The sequence below is a fragment of the Pseudomonas sp. X4 genome (genome assembly GCF_040784925.1).
In the GTDB taxonomy this organism is placed as follows: domain Bacteria; phylum Pseudomonadota; class Gammaproteobacteria; order Pseudomonadales; family Pseudomonadaceae; genus Aquipseudomonas; species Aquipseudomonas putida_Z.
Map to the genome: position 1 here is coordinate 1975603 of NZ_CP160798.1, position 17871 is coordinate 1993473.

Genomic DNA, 17871 nt, shown 5'->3' on the forward strand with positions numbered 1-17871 from the left:
TAAAAATATTAATGATACCTATCAACTCCACCTACGCCCCCGCCAGGCGGGATGATCTCTATAGGACCTATATCAATATTCCACCTAGGGAGTTCCGGCAATGGGAATACCATAGGTCCGCCACCGAAGTCCGGTTCAATATAGCCACCCCCGCCGGCGTTGCCGCCGCCAGATATTCCGTACAGGTGAGAAAAGTCGCTTCCAAGCACCACGCCTTGCGTATCCGGGTTCCACTGGGTTACCGCAACTCGGCCCGCATAGATTGCGCTGATTTGGGCGAGCGATGCAAGGGCCAAGTCCGGCGCTACCCAGTAATCAGGGTAGGTGGCATTTGTATTTGCAACGAAATGTTTTTGCACTACAGGTGCGATAAAAGAATGATACAAATTTGATGCCGCATCGGAATTGAGTATCCCCAAGGCATTAGCCCCAACGCCTACAGCAGTGAAAATGACCGCGGGAGTGCCAGCCCCAGCAAGCAAGCTTATACTGCCGACAATCCCTGCAACATTTCCAACTAAGCTCAGGACGTCACCTTTGTCAAATTCCTGGTCGGTCTTGTACTTAGCAGTAATTTTTAGAAATACTGTAGTCGCAGCAAGCGTATTCACCTTGATATTGAGGAAGGGTGTAAAACCCGCAGTCAGCTTTACTATTGACGTGACCCCGGCGACTGCAGCTCCGGTTTGGGCACTCTGATTCACTAGAACGAACCCTGATTTGTCGCTATTGTACTGATCCGTCAGGGAAGTAGCTGCCGCACCCACCGCTACCGGTTTCTCAACGTAGCCCAAGATAATCTCAAGTGTTTTGATCATCTTTCGCTACTCCCTGATCAATGTCTTGAAGGCGATGCTCATACGCAGCCGATTACAACTCACACCAGGCGCCCGAGCACCATGCGGCACTTCCCCATTGAAGATTACAACCCGCCTCGGCTTAGGCTGTACCGACAGCACAATACTTTCTTTGTCAGCGTCGTAGAATACAAGCTCACCACCCCAGCAGGTGGCCCAGTACTCGCTGCAAAACAGCATTACAGTTTTCCCTGGCGCCTCGGCTGTATTGTCACGATGAATAGGACCATCCTGGCTGCTTGTTTGACCATTGGCGTATACCCCTAACAGGGTCGCCGAAGGCATATGCGCAGCCTTGATACGTGCCCAGATATTCGCCAGAAAAGCCCAGTCCGGTCGCTCTCGTAGTTCTTGCTCACAGTCTTCCAATTCATTTCTGCGAGTACCGGCGATAAAACTGTGCCAACATGGACGATCAAGGGGAGCATAAGGATAGGGCCAGCCATAACGCCAGAGCGAGCCAGTTAGGAGCCTCAATATTTTCGTGTGCTCTTCGTCCGTTATTCCATCATCAATCACACAGATATTTTTACAAGCAGTCAAACCTACCATTACTTCAATCTCCTGATCTCAACATAGCGATTGGAGACTGAAAGTTAAAATACCTTTAGATATTCTCACACAGGGAAACAGCCGCTCAGCCGGTGACCTTTACCATAGCCTTGACGTGATAAAAGATTTAGTCGCCATAACGAGTTCCCATTTCCCTTACCTCAAACAAACTTTTTCAGACTGACACCAACCTGAAGCCCTACCAGACCCCAAGCATTTACCATTGATAAAGGCACGTGTGCGTGAGAGACCGCAGGCAGCCACTACCCTTGGCTTCACTCAGAATTGGACATAAAAAAACGCCCCCGGCCTTTCGACCGGGGGCGTTTTTGTTTCAGCTCAAGCTAGACGATCAAGCCTTGGCTTTCTTGGCAGCGCGGGTACGCTCGCCTTCGTCCAGGATCTTCTTGCGCAGGCGGATCGACTTCGGAGTCACTTCGCACAGCTCGTCGTCCTGGATGAATTCCAGGGCCTGTTCCAAGGTGTGGCGAACCGGCGGCACCAGGGCGATGACTTCGTCTTTGCCCGAAGCACGCATGTTGTCGAGCTTCTTGCCCTTGGTCGGGTTCACGCCCAGGTCGTTGTCACGGCTGTTCAGACCGATGATCTGACCGTTGTAGATGTCCTGGCCGTGCTCGATGAACAGCTTGCCGCGAGCCTGCAGGGTTTCCAGCGAGTAAGTCAGCGCCTTGCCGGTCTCGATCGAAACCAGTACACCGTTCAGGCGACCGGACATCTGGCCGGCTTTCATGGTGTCGTAGCGATCGAAGATCGAGGTCAGGATGCCAGCACCGTTGGTCAGGGTCAGGAACTGGTTACGGAAACCGATCAGACCGCGAGCAGGTACGTTGTACTCCAGACGTACACGGCCCTTGCCATCCGGCGCCATGTTGGTCAGGTCGCCCTTACGCAGGCCCATTTCTTCCATGACCTTGCCCTGGGATTCTTCAGGGATGTCGATGGTGACGTTTTCGAACGGCTCCTGCTTCACGCCGTTGACTTCGCGGATGATCACTTCAGGGCGGCCTACAGCCATCTCGAAGCCTTCACGACGCATGGTTTCGATCAGAACCGACAGGTGCAGCTCACCACGGCCGGAAACCTTGAACTTGTCAGCCGAGTCGCCTTCTTCAACGCGCAGTGCAACGTTGTACAGCAGCTCTTTGTCCAGACGTTCCTTGATGTTACGGCTGGTGACGAACTTGCCTTCCTTGCCGCAGAACGGCGAGTCGTTGACCTGGAAGGTCATCGAAACGGTCGGCTCGTCAACGGTCAGTGGCTTCATCGCCTCGACGTTGTTCATGTCGCACAGGGTGTCGGAGATGAACAGCTCGTCGAAACCGCTGATGCAGACGATGTCGCCAGCCTGGGCTTCTTCAACGTCGACGCGGTGCAGGCCGTGGTGGCCCATCAGCTTGAGGATACGGCCGTTACGCTTCTTGCCTTCGGTGTCGATGGCAACAACCGGGGTGTTCGGCTTGATACGACCACGGGCGATACGGCCAACGCCGATAACACCGAGGAAGCTGTTGTAGTCCAGAGCGGAGATCTGCATCTGGAACGGGCCATCGACGTCAACGTTCGGCGCCGGTACGTTGTCGACGATCGACTGGTACAGCGGGGTCATGTCTTCGGCCATGTCGGTGTGGTCCAGACCGGCGATGCCGTTCAGGGCCGAGGCGTAGACAACCTGGAAGTCCAGCTGGTCGTCGGTGGCACCGAGGTTGTCGAACAGGTCGAAGATCTGGTCCAGAACCCAGTCAGGACGCGCGCCCGGGCGGTCAACCTTGTTGATCACGACGATCGGCTTCAGGCCAGCTTCGAAAGCCTTCTTGGTCACGAAGCGGGTTTGCGGCATCGGGCCGTCCTGGGCATCGACCAGCAGCAGCACGGAGTCGACCATCGACATTACACGCTCAACCTCGCCACCGAAGTCGGCGTGGCCGGGGGTGTCGACGATGTTGATGTGGTAGCCGTTCCAGTTGATGGCGGTGTTTTTCGCCAGAATGGTAATGCCGCGCTCTTTTTCCTGGTCGTTGGAGTCCATCACGCGCTCGTCGTTGAGCTCGTTACGCTCCAGGGTGCCGGACTGGCGCAGGAGTTTGTCGACCAGGGTGGTTTTACCATGGTCAACGTGGGCGATGATGGCGATGTTACGCAGATTTTCGATCACAACTGTATCTCGATCAGAGGATTCGGTTGCCGCCAGTGTAGGCGGCGAATATGTACGGTTTGAGGCTCAGCGGGCCCGATGGTCGGGAGGGCGATGGCGGATGCTGCCGCCATACAGCCCTGGCGTCTTATGTCGGACGATAAACACGCACATTGGCATGTCCCTCACTGAGCAGGTGGTGTGCGTGCAGACGGCTCATCACACCTTTGTCGCAATACAGCAAGTACTGGCGGTTGGCATCCAGCTGCTTGAACTTGCTGTTGATGGCATAGAACGGCATGGCCTGGACTTCGATACCGTCGAGCACCAGAGGTTCGTCTTCCTGGGCATCGGGGTGACGAATATCGATGACGATCTGGCCGGGCAGCGCCTCGGTCACTTCCTCGATTTCGATGTCCTTGCCCAGTTCGTCGATCACATGGTCGATGGAGATCAGCCGGGCGCGTTCCAGGGCGCGCTCCAGCACGGCCATGTCGAACTGCTTCTCTTCATGCTCCATGCGGTGGCGCTTGGCGTGGGTGGTCGGGTTTACCGAGATCACGCCGCAGTATTCTGGCATGTGCTTGGCGAAGTCGGCAGTGCCGATCGCGTAGGCCTGGTCGATGATGTCCTGCTTGTGGCTGGCCAGCAGCGGGCGCAGCACCAGCTTGTCGGTGGCCGAGTCGATGATCGACAGGTTCGGCAGGGTCTGGCTGGACACCTGGGAAATCGCCTCGCCGGTGACCAGCGCGTCGATCTCCAGGCGGTCGGCCATGTGCGCGGCACCGCGCAGCATCATGCGCTTCAGGGTCACACCCATGTAGCTGTTGTCGACCTTGTTGAGGATCTCGCCGACCACTTCCTCGAACGGCACGCTGATGAACAGCACGCGCTGGCTGCTGCCGAACTTCTTCCACAGGTAGTGGGCCACTTCCATCACGCCCAACTCGTGGGCACGGCCGCCGAGGTTGAAGAAGCAGAAGTGGGTCATCAGGCCACGGCGCATCATCTGGTAGGCCGCCACGGTGGAGTCGAAGCCGCCGGACATCAGTACCAGGGTCTGCTCCAGGGCGCCCAGCGGGTAGCCGCCGATGCCCTGGTGCTGGTTGTGGATCACGTACAGGCGCTGGTCGCGGATTTCGATGCGCACCAGCACTTCCGGGTTCTTCAGCTCGATGCCGGCGGCGCCGCACTGCTGGCGCAGCTGGCTGCCGACGTAACGGTCGACGTCCATCGAGGTGAAGTCGTGGTGGCCGCCGCGCTTGCAGCGCACGGCGAAGTGCTTGCCGGCCAGCAGGTGACCGAAGTGCTGCTTGCACTTGGCGACGATGTCGTCGAAGTCGCCGAGCGGGTATTCCTCTACCTGCAGGAAGTGGGTGATACCCGGGGTGCAGGTGAGACGCTCGATCATCTCGCGCTGGACTTTTTCGTCTTCGACGCGGGTGACCACTTCGAGATTGTCCCAGACACCATCGACCACGAGCTCAGGATCGAGATCCTTGAGCACGTTGCGGATGTTCTTGCCGAGCTGGCGGATGAAGCGCTTGCGCACCGGCCGGCTCTTGATGGTGATTTCTGGGAAGACTTTGACGATAAGTTTCATTGGTTAACAGCGCGCGCAGGGCCTGCCGAAAATGAGGGGCGCGAATTATAGCGGAAATTGCTCAGGATTTGACCAACTTTTGATCAGAAGCTTTGAGATAAATGCAGGAAGTGGGTTTTGCCCTGCCTGCTCCGGCCCTTTCGCGGGCTCGCCCGCTCCCACAGGGACCGCACACATTTTCAAGGTTGTGCTATCCCCTGTGGGAGCGGGCGAGCCCGCGAAGAGGCCCTCAAAGAAAGCACACAACTCAATCAATGCACACTATTGGTGCGCCGCTACTAAAAATCGCATCTTAAGGGTGCATTTTTACCCCCCAGCCCTGCGCCAAATGCCCGCAAACGCCCCCTTTTATCCCGCCCTCGCCATTTTCGGGCACTGGCATGCAATTTGCTCCCTTGTGAGGCAGGTAAGCTTGGCCGACTATCCGCGCCCGGCAACACCCTTTTTCCAGGGCAGCGGCCCACCGCGCTCTAGACCATCCGGAGGACAACATGTCGAAGTCGGTTCAACTCATCAAAGATCATGACGTCAAGTGGATTGATCTGCGTTTCACGGACACCAAAGGCATTCAGCACCACGTGACCATGCCGTCGCGTGATGCGCTGGAAGACGACTTCTTCGAAGTCGGCAAGATGTTCGACGGTTCCTCCATCGCTGGCTGGAAAGGCATCGAAGCTTCCGACATGATCCTGATGCCGGTCGACGAAACTGCCGTACTGGACCCGTTCACCGAAGAGCCAACCCTGATCATCACCTGCGACATCGTCGACCCGTCGAGCATGCAGGGCTACGATCGTGACCCTCGCGCCATCGCCAAGCGCGCCGAAGAGTACCTGAAGAGCACCGGCATCGGTGACACCGTATTCGCCGGCCCGGAGCCAGAGTTCTTCATCTTCGACGAAGTGAAGTTCCAGTCGGACATCTCCGGCTCGATGTTCAAGATCTTCTCCGAGCAAGGCTCGTGGATGACCGGCGCTGACGTGGAAGGCGGCAACAAAGGCCACCGTCCAGGCGTGAAAGGCGGCTACTTCCCGGTTCCGCCGTTCGACCACGACCACGAAATCCGTACCGCCATGTGCAACGCACTGGAAGAAATGGGTCAGACCGTCGAAGTTCACCACCACGAAGTGGCGACTGCCGGCCAGAACGAAATCGGCGTCAAGTTCAACACCCTGGTGAAGAAGGCTGACGAAGTACAGGCACTGAAGTACGTCGTGCACAACGTTGCCGACGCCTACGGCCGTACCGCCACCTTCATGCCGAAGCCTCTGTACGGCGACAACGGCTCGGGCATGCACGTGCACATGTCGATCTGGAAAGACGGCAAGAACACCTTCTCGGGTGAAGGCTATGCCGGCCTGTCCGACACCGCCCTGTACTTCATCGGCGGTATCATCAAGCACGGTAAGGCCCTGAACGGCTTCACCAACCCGTCGACCAACTCCTACAAGCGTCTGGTCCCAGGCTTCGAAGCCCCGGTAATGCTGGCCTACTCGGCTCGCAACCGTTCCGCCTCGATCCGTATTCCTTACGTCGGCAGCCCGAAAGCCCGCCGTATCGAAGCTCGCTTCCCGGACCCATCGGCCAACCCGTACCTGGCCTTCGCGGCCCTGCTGATGGCCGGCCTGGACGGTATCCAGAACAAGATCCACCCAGGCGATGCTGCCGACAAGAACCTGTACGACCTGCCGCCTGAAGAGGCCAAGGACATCCCGCAGGTTTGCGGCAGCCTGAAGGAAGCTCTGGAAGAGCTGGACAAGGGCCGTGCGTTCCTGACCAAGGGCGGCGTGTTCTCCGACGACTTCATCGATGCCTTCATCGAGCTGAAGAGCGAAGAAGAAATCAAGGTCCGCACCTTCGTTCACCCGCTGGAATACGAGCTGTACTACAGCTGCTGATCTGATCGGCGCCTGGCGCCGATGACATGATCACGAACGGCCTCCTTCGGGAGGCCGTTTTCGTTTCCGTGGCTGCCTCATCGATTTCATACAGAACCAGCAGATGCCGCTGACATTTCGCCGCCCCTTCAGCACGCAGGGTAGGCGTCCCTTCAGTCAACGGACATCACGCCATGCGCAAACTTCTACCTGCAATGATTACCGTATCCGCCCTCCTCGCCGGCTGCGCCAGCAATGGCACCGCGCCAGGCCAGGCAACGTCACAGGTGCTTCACCGCGCCACCGGCAGTTGGGACGGCACCCCCTATCGCGATTACCCCGAAGGACGACCAGTGCTGTCGCTGGTGAAAGTCAGCATCCCCGCCCATACAACCCTCGGCTGGCACTGCCATCAGGCGCTCAATCTGGGCTATCTGGCAGAGGGCACACTTGAGGTGGAAACCCGCGACGGCAAGCGCACAAGCCTGGTTGCGGGCCAGACGCTGGCAGAACTTCAAGGGGAAGTGCACCGCGGGCACACCACTAGGCAGCCCGCCACTGTCATGGTGTTCCACGCAAGCAATGAAGACTTGGCGTTTTCAACGCCAGAAGCCGAATGCCCGCCAACTGTGCGATAAACCCTGAAACCACCTATGCTCCATATTGGTGCATTCCGTGGACTAACGCCCCCGAATGCACCCCAAAAGCGATCACGTGAACCGTTTAATCAGTTCATTCTGGTGCGAATTCTCCCGTCTCCAGGGCTTTATCGGCAAATTCCGCTTCTTTTCGGAGCCTTGGTTTGGTTCTTGCATTTTTTGCCCAAAGACTGGAATCAGCGGATCCACCGCGCGCCCGACCATGGCCGCGCCCATGCCCGACACGCGCCAAAAGAGGTCGACGACGCCCTATGACCATCAGCGATGCCCAGCACCGTCTGCTTCTGGACAACCTGACCACCGCCACGCTGCTGCTCAACGCCGAGCTGCGCCTGGAGTACATGAACCCGGCCGCGGAAATGCTGTTGGCGGTCAGTGGCCAGCGCAGCCATGGGCAGTTCATCAGCGAACTGTTCACCGAGTCGACTGAGGCCCTCAGCTCGCTGCGCCAGGCGGTCGAGCAGGCGCACCCGTTCACCAAGCGCGAAGCGCAGCTCACCTCGCTGACCGGGCAGACCATAACCGTCGACTACGCGGTAACGCCGATCCTGCACCAGGGCCAGACCCTGCTGCTGCTGGAGGTGCACCCACGCGACCGGCTGCTGCGCATTACCAAGGAAGAGGCCCAGCTGAGCAAGCAGGAAACCACCAAGATGCTGGTACGCGGCCTGGCCCACGAAATCAAGAACCCCCTTGGTGGCATCCGCGGCGCAGCCCAGCTGCTGGCCCGCGAGCTGCCGGAAGAAGGCCTGCGCGACTACACCAACGTGATCATCGAGGAAGCCGACCGCCTGCGTAACCTGGTCGACCGCATGCTCGGTTCGAACAAGCTGCCGTCGCTGGCCATGACCAACATCCACGAAGTGCTGGAGCGGGTCTGCAGCCTGGTAGAGGCCGAAAGCCAGGGCTGCATCACTTTGGTGCGCGACTATGACCCCAGCCTGCCGGATGTGTTGATCGACCGCGAGCAGATGATCCAGGCCGTGCTCAACATCGTGCGCAATGCCATGCAGGCGATCAGTTCGCAGAACGAACTGCGCCTGGGCCGCATCACCCTGCGCAGCCGTGCCCTGCGCCAGTTCACCATCGGCCACGTGCGTCATCGCCTGGTGGCGCGGGTGGAGATCATCGACAACGGCCCGGGCATCCCGCCGGAACTGCAGGACACCCTCTTCTATCCCATGGTCAGCGGCCGCCCGGACGGTACCGGGCTGGGCCTGGCCATTACCCAGAACATCATCAGCCAGCACCAGGGCCTGATCGAGTGTGAAAGCCATGCAGGCCACACCGCCTTCTCGATCTACCTGCCCCTGGAACAAGGAGCCACCGCCTCATGAGCCGAAGTGAAACCGTATGGATCGTCGACGATGATCGCTCCATCCGCTGGGTCCTGGAAAAAGCCCTGCAACAGGAAGGCATGACCACCCAGAGCTTCGACAGCGCCGATGGCGTGATGGGCCGCCTGGCACGCCAGCAACCGGACGTTATCATTTCCGACATCCGCATGCCGGGCACCAGCGGCCTCGACCTGCTGGCACAGATCCGTGAGCAGCATCCGCGCCTGCCGGTCATCATCATGACCGCCCACTCCGACCTGGACAGCGCCGTGGCATCGTACCAAGGCGGTGCCTTCGAGTACCTGCCCAAGCCGTTCGATGTGGACGAGGCAGTCTCACTGGTCAAGCGCGCCAACCAGCACGCCCAGGAGCAACAAGGGCTGGATGTGCCGCAGAGCCTGGCGCGCACCCCGGAAATCATCGGTGAAGCGCCGGCGATGCAGGAGGTGTTCCGCGCCATCGGCCGCCTCAGCCACTCCAACATCACCGTGCTGATCAACGGCGAGTCCGGTACCGGCAAGGAGCTGGTGGCCCACGCCCTGCACCGCCACAGCCCGCGTGCGGCGTCGCCGTTCATTGCCCTGAACATGGCCGCCATCCCCAAGGACCTGATGGAGTCCGAGCTGTTCGGCCATGAAAAAGGCGCCTTCACCGGCGCCGCCAACCTGCGCCGGGGGCGCTTCGAGCAGGCCGACGGCGGCACCCTGTTCCTCGACGAGATCGGCGACATGCCCGCCGACACCCAGACCCGCCTGCTGCGGGTGCTGGCCGATGGTGAGTTCTATCGCGTGGGCGGCCACGTGCCGGTCAAGGTCGATGTGCGCATCATCGCCGCCACCCACCAGAACCTGGAGTCGCTGGTACAGGCCGGCAAGTTCCGCGAGGACTTGTTCCACCGTCTGAACGTGATCCGCATCCACATTCCACGGCTGGCCGACCGCCGCGAGGATATCCCCGCCCTCGCCCGCCACTTCCTCGCCCGCGCCGCCCAGGAGCTGGCGGTCGAGCCGAAGATCCTCAAGCCGGAAACCGAGGAGTTCATCCGCAACCTGCCGTGGCCGGGCAACGTACGGCAAATGGAAAACACCTGCCGCTGGATCACCGTGATGGCCTCCAGCCGCGAAGTGCTGATCGGCGACCTGCCACCCGAGCTGCTGAACCTGCCACAGGACGCCGCACCGGTAACCAACTGGGAGCAGGCCCTGCGCCAGTGGGCCGACCAGGCGCTGGCGCGCGGGCAGACCAGCCTGCTGGACAGCGCAGTGCCGAGCTTCGAGCGGATCATGATCGAGACGGCGCTCAAGCACACCGCTGGCCGTCGGCGCGATGCGGCACTGTTGCTGGGTTGGGGGCGCAACACCCTGACGCGCAAGATCAAGGAGCTGGGGATGAATGTGGCAGGTGGCGATGATGAGGAAGGGGACGAGCACTAACGTCCGGTAAACCTTCAAGGCCATTGGGGCTGCTGCGCAGCCCTTTCGCGACACAAGGCCGCTCCCACAGGTACGGCGCTATCTCTGAACCGAGCGGCGTCCTGTGGGAGCGGCCTTGTGTCGCGATGGGCCTGCGAAGCGGGCCCCGCCATTCCCGCGCCCATGCACCGATCCTGTGCCCGATGCACCTCTCGAAGGCACAAATCCCCCGCCAAAACGGCCAAATCACCCTGAAAACCCATAATTTACGGGCTTTTCAAAACTGGCACGCCCCCTGCAATAACCCATACATATCCAGTTTCGGGGGCCCTGGTACAGGCAGGCCGGGTGAACCCCTCTTTTATTCGCAACATCGCCAGTTTTGGGGACCTCGGTACAGGCAGGCCGGGCCATCCCCCCTTTATACGCAGTACCCCTTTCGGGGACCCTGGTACAGGCAGGCCGGGATATCCCCTCTTTTATTCGTGCAGTTTCACCTGCAACCGCCAGCGCCCAGCATCCTCTGCACCGGCCCACTCGCCGTGCAGGGGGCGCGCGGCCACCACCGTCAGCAACAGACCTTCCTTGCTATTCTGCACCCGCCAGCTCACAGGCTTGCCCTGCAGGCTCAGTTGCCCTTGCCGGGCCTTGCCCTGGGCCTGGAACAATAGCGCTACCGTACCTTCCACATTCTCGCCATGCAGCTGGGGCTCTTCGTTGAACCACAGCTCCAGGCCATCCTGCACCACCTCCACCTGCTGCAGCTCGCGCTCGTCGGGCGTGGTCAGGCGGCCGATCATCAGCCCCACCATCAAGCCGACGATCGCCAGCGACAGCATCACCCGTGGGAACGCCTTCGAACGCAGGTCCGGTTCGGGGGTAGAATGCCCGTCATCTTCACGCTTGGAGCCGTGCATGTTTCACGTCATCCTTTTTCAACCAGAAATTCCGCCGAATACCGGCAACATCATTCGCCTGTGCGCCAACAGCGGCTGCGACCTGCACCTGATCGAGCCCATCAGCTTCGAACTGGATGACAAGCGCCTGCGGCGCGCGGGGCTGGATTACCACGAGTATGCCACGCTCAAGCGCCACGAGAGCCTGGCCGGATGCCTGGAAAGCCTGGGCAACCCACGGCTGTTCGCCTTCACCACCAAGGGCTCGCACCCGTTCCACGAGGTGGCCTACCAGCCGGGTGATGCCTTCCTGTTCGGGCCAGAAAGCCGTGGCTTGCCGACCGAGGTACTGGACAGCCTGCCGGCCGAACAACGCCTGCGCCTGCCGATGCGGCCGGGGTGCCGCAGCCTGAACCTGTCCAATACCGTGGCTGTGACGGTGTATGAGGCGTGGCGGCAGAATGGGTTTGCCGGCAGTTGATGCGCTGCCTGCACTGGCCCTATCGCCGGCAAGCCAGCTCCCACAGGGACCGCACCAGCCTTGAAACCTGTGCAGTACCTGTGGGAGCTGGCTTGCCGGCGATAGGGCCGGAACAGGCCAACAAAAAAGGCGACCGAAGTCGCCCTTTTTCAAATGCAGCTATTACTGCACAGTCGGCGCTTCGCCGGCTTCCTGCATGCGCTGCATTTCCTGCGCGTACAGGGCGTCGAAGTTGACCGGCGACAGCATCAGGGCCGGGAACGAACCGCGGGTCACCAGGCTGTCCAGGGTCTCGCGGGCGTACGGGAACAGGATGTTCGGGCAGAACGCACCCAGGGTGTGGCTCATCGAAGCTGCGTCCAGGTTCTTGATCAGGAAGATACCGGCCTGCTGCACTTCAGCGATGAAGGCCACTTCGTCACCGTTCTTGACGGTAACCGACAGGGTCAGCACCACCTCGTGGAAGTCACCTTCCAGGGCTTTCTGCTTGGTGTTCAGGTCCAGGGCAACGCTCGGCTCCCAGGTCTGACGGAAGATCTGCGGGCTTTTCGGGGCTTCGAACGACAGGTCGCGCACATAGATGCGCTGCATGGAGAACTGAGGGCTGTTGTCTTCTGCAGCAGCGCCGTTGGTCTGTTGGTCAGTCATGGCAGATCCTTATCCTAATGTTTTTGAATGCAGTGCAAATCAGGCCGCCAGCAGCGCGTCGAGCTTGCCGGCGCGCTCCAGGGCATAAAGGTCATCGCATCCACCGACGTGGGTGCTGCCGATCCAGATCTGCGGCACAGATGTACGGCCGGCCTTCTGGCTCATCTCGGCACGAACCTGTGGCTTGCCGTCGACCTTGATTTCCTCGAAGGCCACGCCCTTGCTCTCGAGCAGGTACTTGGCGCGCATGCAGTAGGGGCAGTAGTCGCTGGAATAGACGATGACGGGCTTCATATCACTTCACCAGGGGCAGGTTATCGGCTTTCCAGCTGGAAACGCCACCGCTCAGTTTGGCGGCGTTGTAACCAGCCTTGAGCAGCTCGCGGCAGATGGTGCCGGACTGCTGGCCCATCGAGTCGACGACGATCAGGGTCTTCTCTTTGTGCTTGTCCAGCTCGCTCATGCGGTTGACCAGCTTGTCCTGCGGGATGTTCACCGCACCGACGATGTGACCGGCGGAGTATTCCTTGGTCGGGCGAATGTCGATGACCAGGGCTTTCTCGGCATTGACCAGGGCAGTCAGCTGGCCATTGCTCAGGCTCTGGCCGCCGCGACGGATTTCGTTGACCAGCAGCGCGACCAGCAAAACAACGAAGATCGCCACCAGGATGTAGTGGTTTGTCGCAAATTGAATCAGGTTAGCAACCATCTGGGGTGTTCCACGCGATTGAAAATGCCGGCCAGTATACACAGCCCCCCAGTGCCACCAAAGCCCGACGGGCCGGCCGGAAAGGTACCTTCATGTTGCCACATTGGCCACGCTGGTCAGGGAACAGGACGAATATTCGCCGCCGGTGGCGCATTTGCCCTAAAATGCGTGTCTTTATCATCTTTGAACAACCGTGAGTTTGATTGATGACGAGTACGCCCAAACCCCTGGTCCTGATCATCCTGGATGGCTTCGGCCACAGCGAAAGCCCCGAATACAACGCCATCTACGCCGCCAACACACCGGTCTATGACCGCCTGCGCGCCAGCCAGCCGCATGGCCTCATTTCCGGCTCGGGCATGGATGTCGGCCTGCCGGACGGGCAGATGGGCAACTCCGAAGTCGGTCACATGAACCTCGGCGCCGGCCGCGTGGTGTACCAGGACTTCACCCGGGTGACCAAGGCCATCCGCGACGGCGAGTTCTTCGAGAACCCGGTTCTGACCGGCGCCGTGGACAAGGCAGCCAGTGCCGGCAAGGCCGTGCACATCCTCGGCCTGCTGTCCGACGGCGGCGTACACAGCCATCAGGACCACCTGGTAGCCATGGCCGAACTGGCCGCGCAGCGCGGTGCGGAAAAGATCTACCTGCACGCCTTCCTCGATGGCCGCGACACGCCGCCACGCAGCGCACAGTCGTCGATCGAACTGCTCGACGCCGCCTTCGCCAAGCTGGGCAAGGGCCGCATCGCCAGCCTGATCGGCCGCTACTACGCCATGGACCGCGACAACCGCTGGGACCGCGTCAGCGCCGCCTACAACCTGATCGTCGACAGCGCTGCCGAATACACCGCCGACACCGCCCTGGCCGGCCTGGAAGCGGCCTACGCCCGCGACGAGAGCGACGAGTTCGTCAAGGCCACGCGCATCGGTGAAGCAGTCAAGGTCGAAGACGGCGACGCGGTGGTCTTCATGAACTTCCGCGCCGACCGCGCCCGCGAACTGTCGCGCGTGTTCGTCGAAGCCGACTTCAACGAATTCCCGCGTGCCCGCCTGCCAAAACTGGCAGCCTACATCGGCCTGACCCAGTACTCGGCGAAAATCCCGGCCCCTGCCGCCTTCGCCCCGGCCAGCCTGAACAACGTGCTGGGCGAGTACCTGGCGAAGAACGGCAAGACCCAGCTGCGCATCGCCGAGACCGAGAAGTATGCCCACGTCACCTTCTTCTTCTCCGGTGGCCGCGAAGAGCCGTTCGAAGGCGAAGAGCGCATCCTGATCCCGTCGCCGAAGGTCGCCACGTACGACCTGCAGCCGGAAATGAGCGCACCGGAAGTTACCGACCGCATCGTCGAGGCCATCGAGCAGCAGCGTTATGACGTGATCGTGGTCAACTACGCCAACGGCGACATGGTCGGCCATACCGGCGTGTTCGAAGCTGCGGTGAAAGCCGTCGAAGCCCTGGATGGCTGCGTCGGGCGCATCGTCGAAGCGCTGGACAAGGTCGGCGGCGAAGCGCTGATCACCGCCGACCACGGCAACGTCGAGCAGATGGAAGACGAGTGCACCGGCCAGGCGCACACCGCGCACACCACCGAGCCGGTGCCGTTCATCTATGTCGGCAAGCGCAACGTCAAGGTGCGTGACGGCGGCGTGCTGGCCGATGTGGCGCCGACCATGCTGAAGCTGCTGGGGCTGGAAAAGCCGGTGGAAATGACCGGGACCTCGATCCTGGTCGACGCCTGATTCTGAGCATGGGGCCGCGTCGCGGCCCAATCGCCGGCAAGCCAGCTCCCACAAGTACTGCACAGTTTCAAGGCCTGTGGTGATCCTGTGGGAGCTGGCTTGCCGGCGATTGGGCTGCAAAGCAGCCCCTTTGCACATGAATTCCAGACAAACGCCCCTCTGCACCCGCAGCGAGGCGTTTTTTTTGCCCGCCCGCGCGGGCATACTAGGCCAGTCTCCATCCTTGGTACGCCAAACCCCATGCTTCGCGCCCTGATCCTCCTAGCCCTGTCTTGCCTGCTCAGCCCGGCCTTTGCCGATGAGCGTGCGCAGACCCAGCAGCAACTGGACGCCACCCGCCAGGACATTGCCGAGCTCAAGAAGACGCTGGGCAAGCTCCAGGAAGAAAAGGCCGGTGTGCAAAAGGACCTCAAAGCCACCGAGACCGATATCGGCAACCTGGAAAAGCAGGTGGAGGCCCTGCAGCAAGAACTAAAAAAGACCGAGGGCGAGCTGGAGCGCCTTGATACCGAGAAAAAAAAACTCCAGAGCGCCCGCGTTGAACAACAGCGGCTGATCGCCATCCAGGCCCGTTCGGCCTACCAGAACGGCCGGGAGGAATACCTCAAGCTGCTGCTCAACCAGCAGAACCCCGAGAAGTTCGCCCGCACCCTCACCTACTACGACTACCTGAGCAAGGCGCGCCTGGAGCAACTGCGCACCTTCAACGAGACCCTGCGCCAGCTGGCCAACGTCGAACAGGAAATCGCTACCCAGCAGCAACAGCTGCTGGCCCAGCGCGCCGACCTCGACAGCCGCCGCCAGGCCCTGGAAACCGAGCGCGGCAAGCGCCAGCAGGTGCTGGCCAAGCTCAACAGCGACATGAAGGACCGCGACCAGAAGCTGCAATCGCGCGAGCAGGATCAGGCCGACCTGTCCAAGGTACTCAAGACCATCGAGGAAACCCTCGCCCGCCAGGCCCGCGAGGCCGAAGAAGCGCGCAAGAAGGCGTTGCTGGCCCAGCAGGAAGCGGAAAAGCGCCGCCAGCAGGAAGCCCTGGCCGCTGCTGCCGCCCGCGAACAGGCCCGCGAACCGGTGGAGCCACCGAAAAAGGCCCGCACCACCCTGGGCCCGCTGGTTTCCAGCGACGGCGCGAACTACGGCGGCGCATTTTCTGCCGCACGGGGAAAACTTCCCTGGCCAGTCAATGGTCGATTGCTGGCACGTTTCGGTGATGCTCGCGGCAGCGATGCCCGTGCCAAGTGGGACGGGGTGATGATCAGCGCCAACCCGGGCACCCAGGTCCGTGCCGTGCACGGCGGGCGCGTGGTGTTCGCCGACTGGTTGCGCGGTGCCGGGCTTCTGGTCATTCTCGACCATGGCAACGGTTACCTGAGCCTGTACGGCCATAACCAGAGCCTGCTCAAGAGCGCCGGTGATATCGTCAAGGCTGGCGAGGCCATTTCCACCGTTGGCGACAGCGGCGGCCAGGACGCTGCCGGCTTGTACTTCGCCATCCGCCAGCAGGGCCGGCCTACCGACCCTTCGCAGTGGTGCCGGGGCTAGTCAAATTTCTACGGGGTAGCCCACGGGCTGCGCCGATGCTCCCCAGGGAGCGCTTACAGGATCAGGAGTTCGTTCGACATGCTGCACTCGCCTCGTCTCACCCAGCTGGCCCTGTCCATCGCCCTGGCGGTCGGCGCGCCCCTGGCCACTGCCGCGGAGCCGGCCAAGCCGGCCGCAGTACCGGCCACCGAGGTGACCGCCAAGGCGCCACTGCCGCTTGAAGAGCTGCGCACCTTCGCCGAGGTCATGGACCGCATCAAGGCGGCCTATGTGGAGCCGGTGGACGACAAGACCCTGCTGGAAAATGCCATCAAGGGCATGCTCAGCAACCTCGACCCGCACTCGGCCTACCTCGGCCCCGAGGACTTCCAGGAGCTGCAGGAAAGCACCAGCGGCGAGTTCGGCGGGCTGGGCATCGAAGTAGGCCAGGAAGACGGCTTCATCAAGGTGGTCTCGCCGATCGATGACACTCCGGCCTCGCGTGCCGGCGTGCAGGCCGGCGACCTGATCGTCAAGATCAACGGCGCCCCGACTCGTGGCCAGACCATGACCGAAGCGGTCGACAAGATGCGCGGCAAGGTCGGCGAGAAAATCACTCTGACCCTGGTGCGCGACGGCGGCAACCCCTTCGACGTGACCCTGGCCCGCGCAGTCATCCAGGTCAAGAGCGTGAAGAGCCAGCTGCTGGAGAACGACTACGGCTACATCCGTATCACCCAGTTCCAGGTCAAGACCGGCGACGAAGTAGGCAAGGCCCTGGCCAAGCTGCGCAAGGACAACGGCAAGAAGCTGCGCGGCGTGGTGCTGGACCTGCGCAACAACCCGGGCGGCGTGCTGCAGTCGGCGGTGGAAGTGGCCGACCACTTCCTGACCAAGGGCCTGATCGTCTACACCAAGGGCCGCATCGCCAACTCCGAGCTGCGCTTCTCGGCCGACCCGGCCGACGCCAGCGACGGCGTGCCACTGGTGGTGCTGATCAACGGCGGCAGTGCCTCGGCCTCGGAAATTGTCGCCGGCGCCCTGCAAGACCAGAAACGCGCCGTGCTGATGGGCACCGACAGCTTCGGCAAAGGCTCGGTGCAGACCGTGCTGCCACTGGCCAACGACCGTGCGCTGAAGCTCACCACCGCGCTGTACTTCACCCCCAACGGCCGCTCGATCCAGGCCCAGGGCATTGTCCCCGACATCGAAGTGCGCCCGGCCAAGCTCACCGCCGAAGCCGACACCGACAACTTCAAGGAAGCCGACCTGCAGGGCCACCTGGGCAACGGCAATGGCGGTGCCGATCGCCCGACCGGCAGCGGCAAGCGCAAGGAGCGCCCGCAGGATGACGACTTCCAGCTGAGCCAGGCCCTGAGCCTGCTCAAAGGCCTGAACATCACCAAGGGCGACTGACCCACC

The 17871-nt window shown here is 61.3% G+C and carries 16 protein-coding genes; 8 read left to right on the forward strand and 8 right to left on the reverse strand.

What is annotated here, in order from left to right:
* Positions 1-8: 8 nt before the first annotated feature.
* The 4 genes from ABX298_RS08650 to thiI all read right to left on the reverse strand — a co-directional run bounded on the left by ABX298_RS08650 (position 9) and on the right by thiI (position 5164).
* Positions 9-818 carry a hypothetical protein gene (locus tag ABX298_RS08650; protein ID WP_367394304.1) on the reverse strand — a complete coding sequence of 270 codons (810 nt, stop codon included), beginning with the start codon at positions 816-818 and terminating at the stop codon, positions 9-11.
* 6 nt (positions 819-824) lie between these two features.
* Positions 825-1409 (reverse strand): 2OG-Fe(II) oxygenase, encoded by a 585-nt coding sequence (locus ABX298_RS08655; protein ID WP_080604908.1) that lies wholly within the window; start codon positions 1407-1409, stop codon positions 825-827.
* A gap of 352 nt (positions 1410-1761) precedes the next feature.
* Positions 1762-3582: a translational GTPase TypA gene (gene typA / locus ABX298_RS08660; protein WP_003259874.1), complete on the reverse strand. Its 1821-nt coding sequence runs from the start codon at positions 3580-3582 to the stop codon at positions 1762-1764.
* Between the two features lie 127 nt (positions 3583-3709).
* Positions 3710-5164, reverse strand: coding sequence for a tRNA uracil 4-sulfurtransferase ThiI (gene thiI / locus ABX298_RS08665; protein ID WP_238067022.1), 1455 nt, complete (start codon positions 5162-5164; stop codon positions 3710-3712).
* A 491-nt stretch (positions 5165-5655) separates the two neighbouring features.
* On the opposite strand from thiI, the gene glnA reads away from it, so the two are divergent.
* The 4 genes from glnA to ntrC all read left to right on the forward strand — a co-directional run bounded on the left by glnA (position 5656) and on the right by ntrC (position 10470).
* Entirely contained in the window at positions 5656-7062 is a 1407-nt protein-coding gene (glnA, locus tag ABX298_RS08670) for a type I glutamate--ammonia ligase (protein ID WP_025340936.1), read from the forward strand.
* A 173-nt stretch (positions 7063-7235) separates the two neighbouring features.
* Positions 7236-7679: a cupin domain-containing protein gene (locus tag ABX298_RS08675; RefSeq protein ID WP_367394305.1), complete on the forward strand. Its 444-nt coding sequence runs from the start codon at positions 7236-7238 to the stop codon at positions 7677-7679.
* A gap of 272 nt (positions 7680-7951) precedes the next feature.
* Positions 7952-9037, forward strand: a complete 1086-nt coding sequence (glnL, locus tag ABX298_RS08680) for a nitrogen regulation protein NR(II) (RefSeq protein WP_025340937.1) — start codon at positions 7952-7954, stop codon at positions 9035-9037.
* A complete protein-coding gene (gene ntrC, locus ABX298_RS08685; protein ID WP_013974578.1) occupies positions 9034-10470 on the forward strand; it encodes a nitrogen regulation protein NR(I) in 1437 nt (478 codons plus the stop codon). Before glnL ends, ntrC begins: the two co-directional genes overlap by 4 nt.
* Before the next feature lie 458 nt (positions 10471-10928).
* On the opposite strand, the gene ABX298_RS08690 is transcribed toward ntrC, so the two are convergent.
* On the reverse strand, positions 10929-11366 hold the full coding sequence (locus tag ABX298_RS08690) for a hypothetical protein (protein WP_075046617.1): 438 nt from the start codon (positions 11364-11366) through the stop codon (positions 10929-10931).
* Here ABX298_RS08690 and trmL point away from each other — a divergent pair.
* Complete coding sequence (gene trmL, locus ABX298_RS08695) at positions 11365-11826, forward strand: tRNA (uridine(34)/cytosine(34)/5-carboxymethylaminomethyluridine(34)-2'-O)-methyltransferase TrmL (RefSeq protein WP_025340939.1); 462 nt, start codon at positions 11365-11367, stop codon at positions 11824-11826. The two genes, ABX298_RS08690 and trmL, sit on opposite strands and share 2 nt — an antisense overlap.
* Before the next feature lie 162 nt (positions 11827-11988).
* On the opposite strand, the gene secB is transcribed toward trmL, so the two are convergent.
* The 3 genes from secB to ABX298_RS08710 are packed head-to-tail and all read right to left on the reverse strand — an operon-like array spanning position 11989 to position 13183.
* Complete coding sequence (secB, locus tag ABX298_RS08700; protein ID WP_013974581.1) at positions 11989-12474, reverse strand: protein-export chaperone SecB; 486 nt, start codon at positions 12472-12474, stop codon at positions 11989-11991.
* Between the two features lie 39 nt (positions 12475-12513).
* A complete protein-coding gene (gene grxC / locus ABX298_RS08705; RefSeq protein WP_003249204.1) occupies positions 12514-12768 on the reverse strand; it encodes a glutaredoxin 3 in 255 nt (84 codons plus the stop codon).
* Between the two features lies 1 nt (position 12769).
* A complete protein-coding gene (locus tag ABX298_RS08710) occupies positions 12770-13183 on the reverse strand; it encodes a rhodanese-like domain-containing protein (protein WP_003259887.1) in 414 nt (137 codons plus the stop codon).
* Between the two features lie 206 nt (positions 13184-13389).
* On the opposite strand from ABX298_RS08710, the gene gpmI reads away from it, so the two are divergent.
* The 3 genes from gpmI (at position 13390) to ABX298_RS08725 (ending at position 17865) form a co-directional block, all read left to right on the forward strand.
* Complete coding sequence (gene gpmI / locus ABX298_RS08715) at positions 13390-14925, forward strand: 2,3-bisphosphoglycerate-independent phosphoglycerate mutase (protein WP_367394306.1); 1536 nt, start codon at positions 13390-13392, stop codon at positions 14923-14925.
* Positions 14926-15165: 240 nt separating this feature from the next.
* Positions 15166-16470 (forward strand): murein hydrolase activator EnvC, encoded by a 1305-nt coding sequence (locus ABX298_RS08720; protein WP_015272119.1) that lies wholly within the window; start codon positions 15166-15168, stop codon positions 16468-16470.
* Positions 16471-16548: 78 nt separating this feature from the next.
* The gene (locus ABX298_RS08725) at positions 16549-17865 is read left to right on the forward strand and encodes a S41 family peptidase (RefSeq protein WP_023660970.1); all 1317 of its coding nucleotides are present in this window, start codon (positions 16549-16551) and stop codon (positions 17863-17865) included.
* The last annotated feature ends 6 nt before the right edge of the window (positions 17866-17871 follow it).

Bases quoted from the DNA above. Each gene is read 5' to 3' on its own strand.
- ABX298_RS08690 (WP_075046617.1), bottom strand. From the start codon at position 11,366: ATGCACGGCTCCAAGCGTGAAGATGACGGGCATTCTACCCCCGAACCG.
- ABX298_RS08675 (WP_367394305.1), top strand. From the start codon at position 7,236: ATGCGCAAACTTCTACCTGCAATGATTACCGTATCCGCCCTCCTCGCC.
- ABX298_RS08650 (WP_367394304.1), bottom strand. From the start codon at position 818: ATGATCAAAACACTTGAGATTATCTTGGGCTACGTTGAGAAACCGGTA.
- ABX298_RS08725 (WP_023660970.1), top strand. From the start codon at position 16,549: ATGCTGCACTCGCCTCGTCTCACCCAGCTGGCCCTGTCCATCGCCCTG.
- thiI (WP_238067022.1), bottom strand. From the start codon at position 5,164: ATGAAACTTATCGTCAAAGTCTTCCCAGAAATCACCATCAAGAGCCGG.
- ntrC (WP_013974578.1), top strand. From the start codon at position 9,034: ATGAGCCGAAGTGAAACCGTATGGATCGTCGACGATGATCGCTCCATC.
- secB (WP_013974581.1), bottom strand. From the start codon at position 12,474: ATGACTGACCAACAGACCAACGGCGCTGCTGCAGAAGACAACAGCCCT.
- ABX298_RS08720 (WP_015272119.1), top strand. From the start codon at position 15,166: ATGCTTCGCGCCCTGATCCTCCTAGCCCTGTCTTGCCTGCTCAGCCCG.
- glnA (WP_025340936.1), top strand. From the start codon at position 5,656: ATGTCGAAGTCGGTTCAACTCATCAAAGATCATGACGTCAAGTGGATT.
- ABX298_RS08710 (WP_003259887.1), bottom strand. From the start codon at position 13,183: ATGGTTGCTAACCTGATTCAATTTGCGACAAACCACTACATCCTGGTG.
- grxC (WP_003249204.1), bottom strand. From the start codon at position 12,768: ATGAAGCCCGTCATCGTCTATTCCAGCGACTACTGCCCCTACTGCATG.
- trmL (WP_025340939.1), top strand. From the start codon at position 11,365: ATGTTTCACGTCATCCTTTTTCAACCAGAAATTCCGCCGAATACCGGC.
- gpmI (WP_367394306.1), top strand. From the start codon at position 13,390: ATGACGAGTACGCCCAAACCCCTGGTCCTGATCATCCTGGATGGCTTC.
- glnL (WP_025340937.1), top strand. From the start codon at position 7,952: ATGACCATCAGCGATGCCCAGCACCGTCTGCTTCTGGACAACCTGACC.
- ABX298_RS08655 (WP_080604908.1), bottom strand. From the start codon at position 1,409: ATGGTAGGTTTGACTGCTTGTAAAAATATCTGTGTGATTGATGATGGA.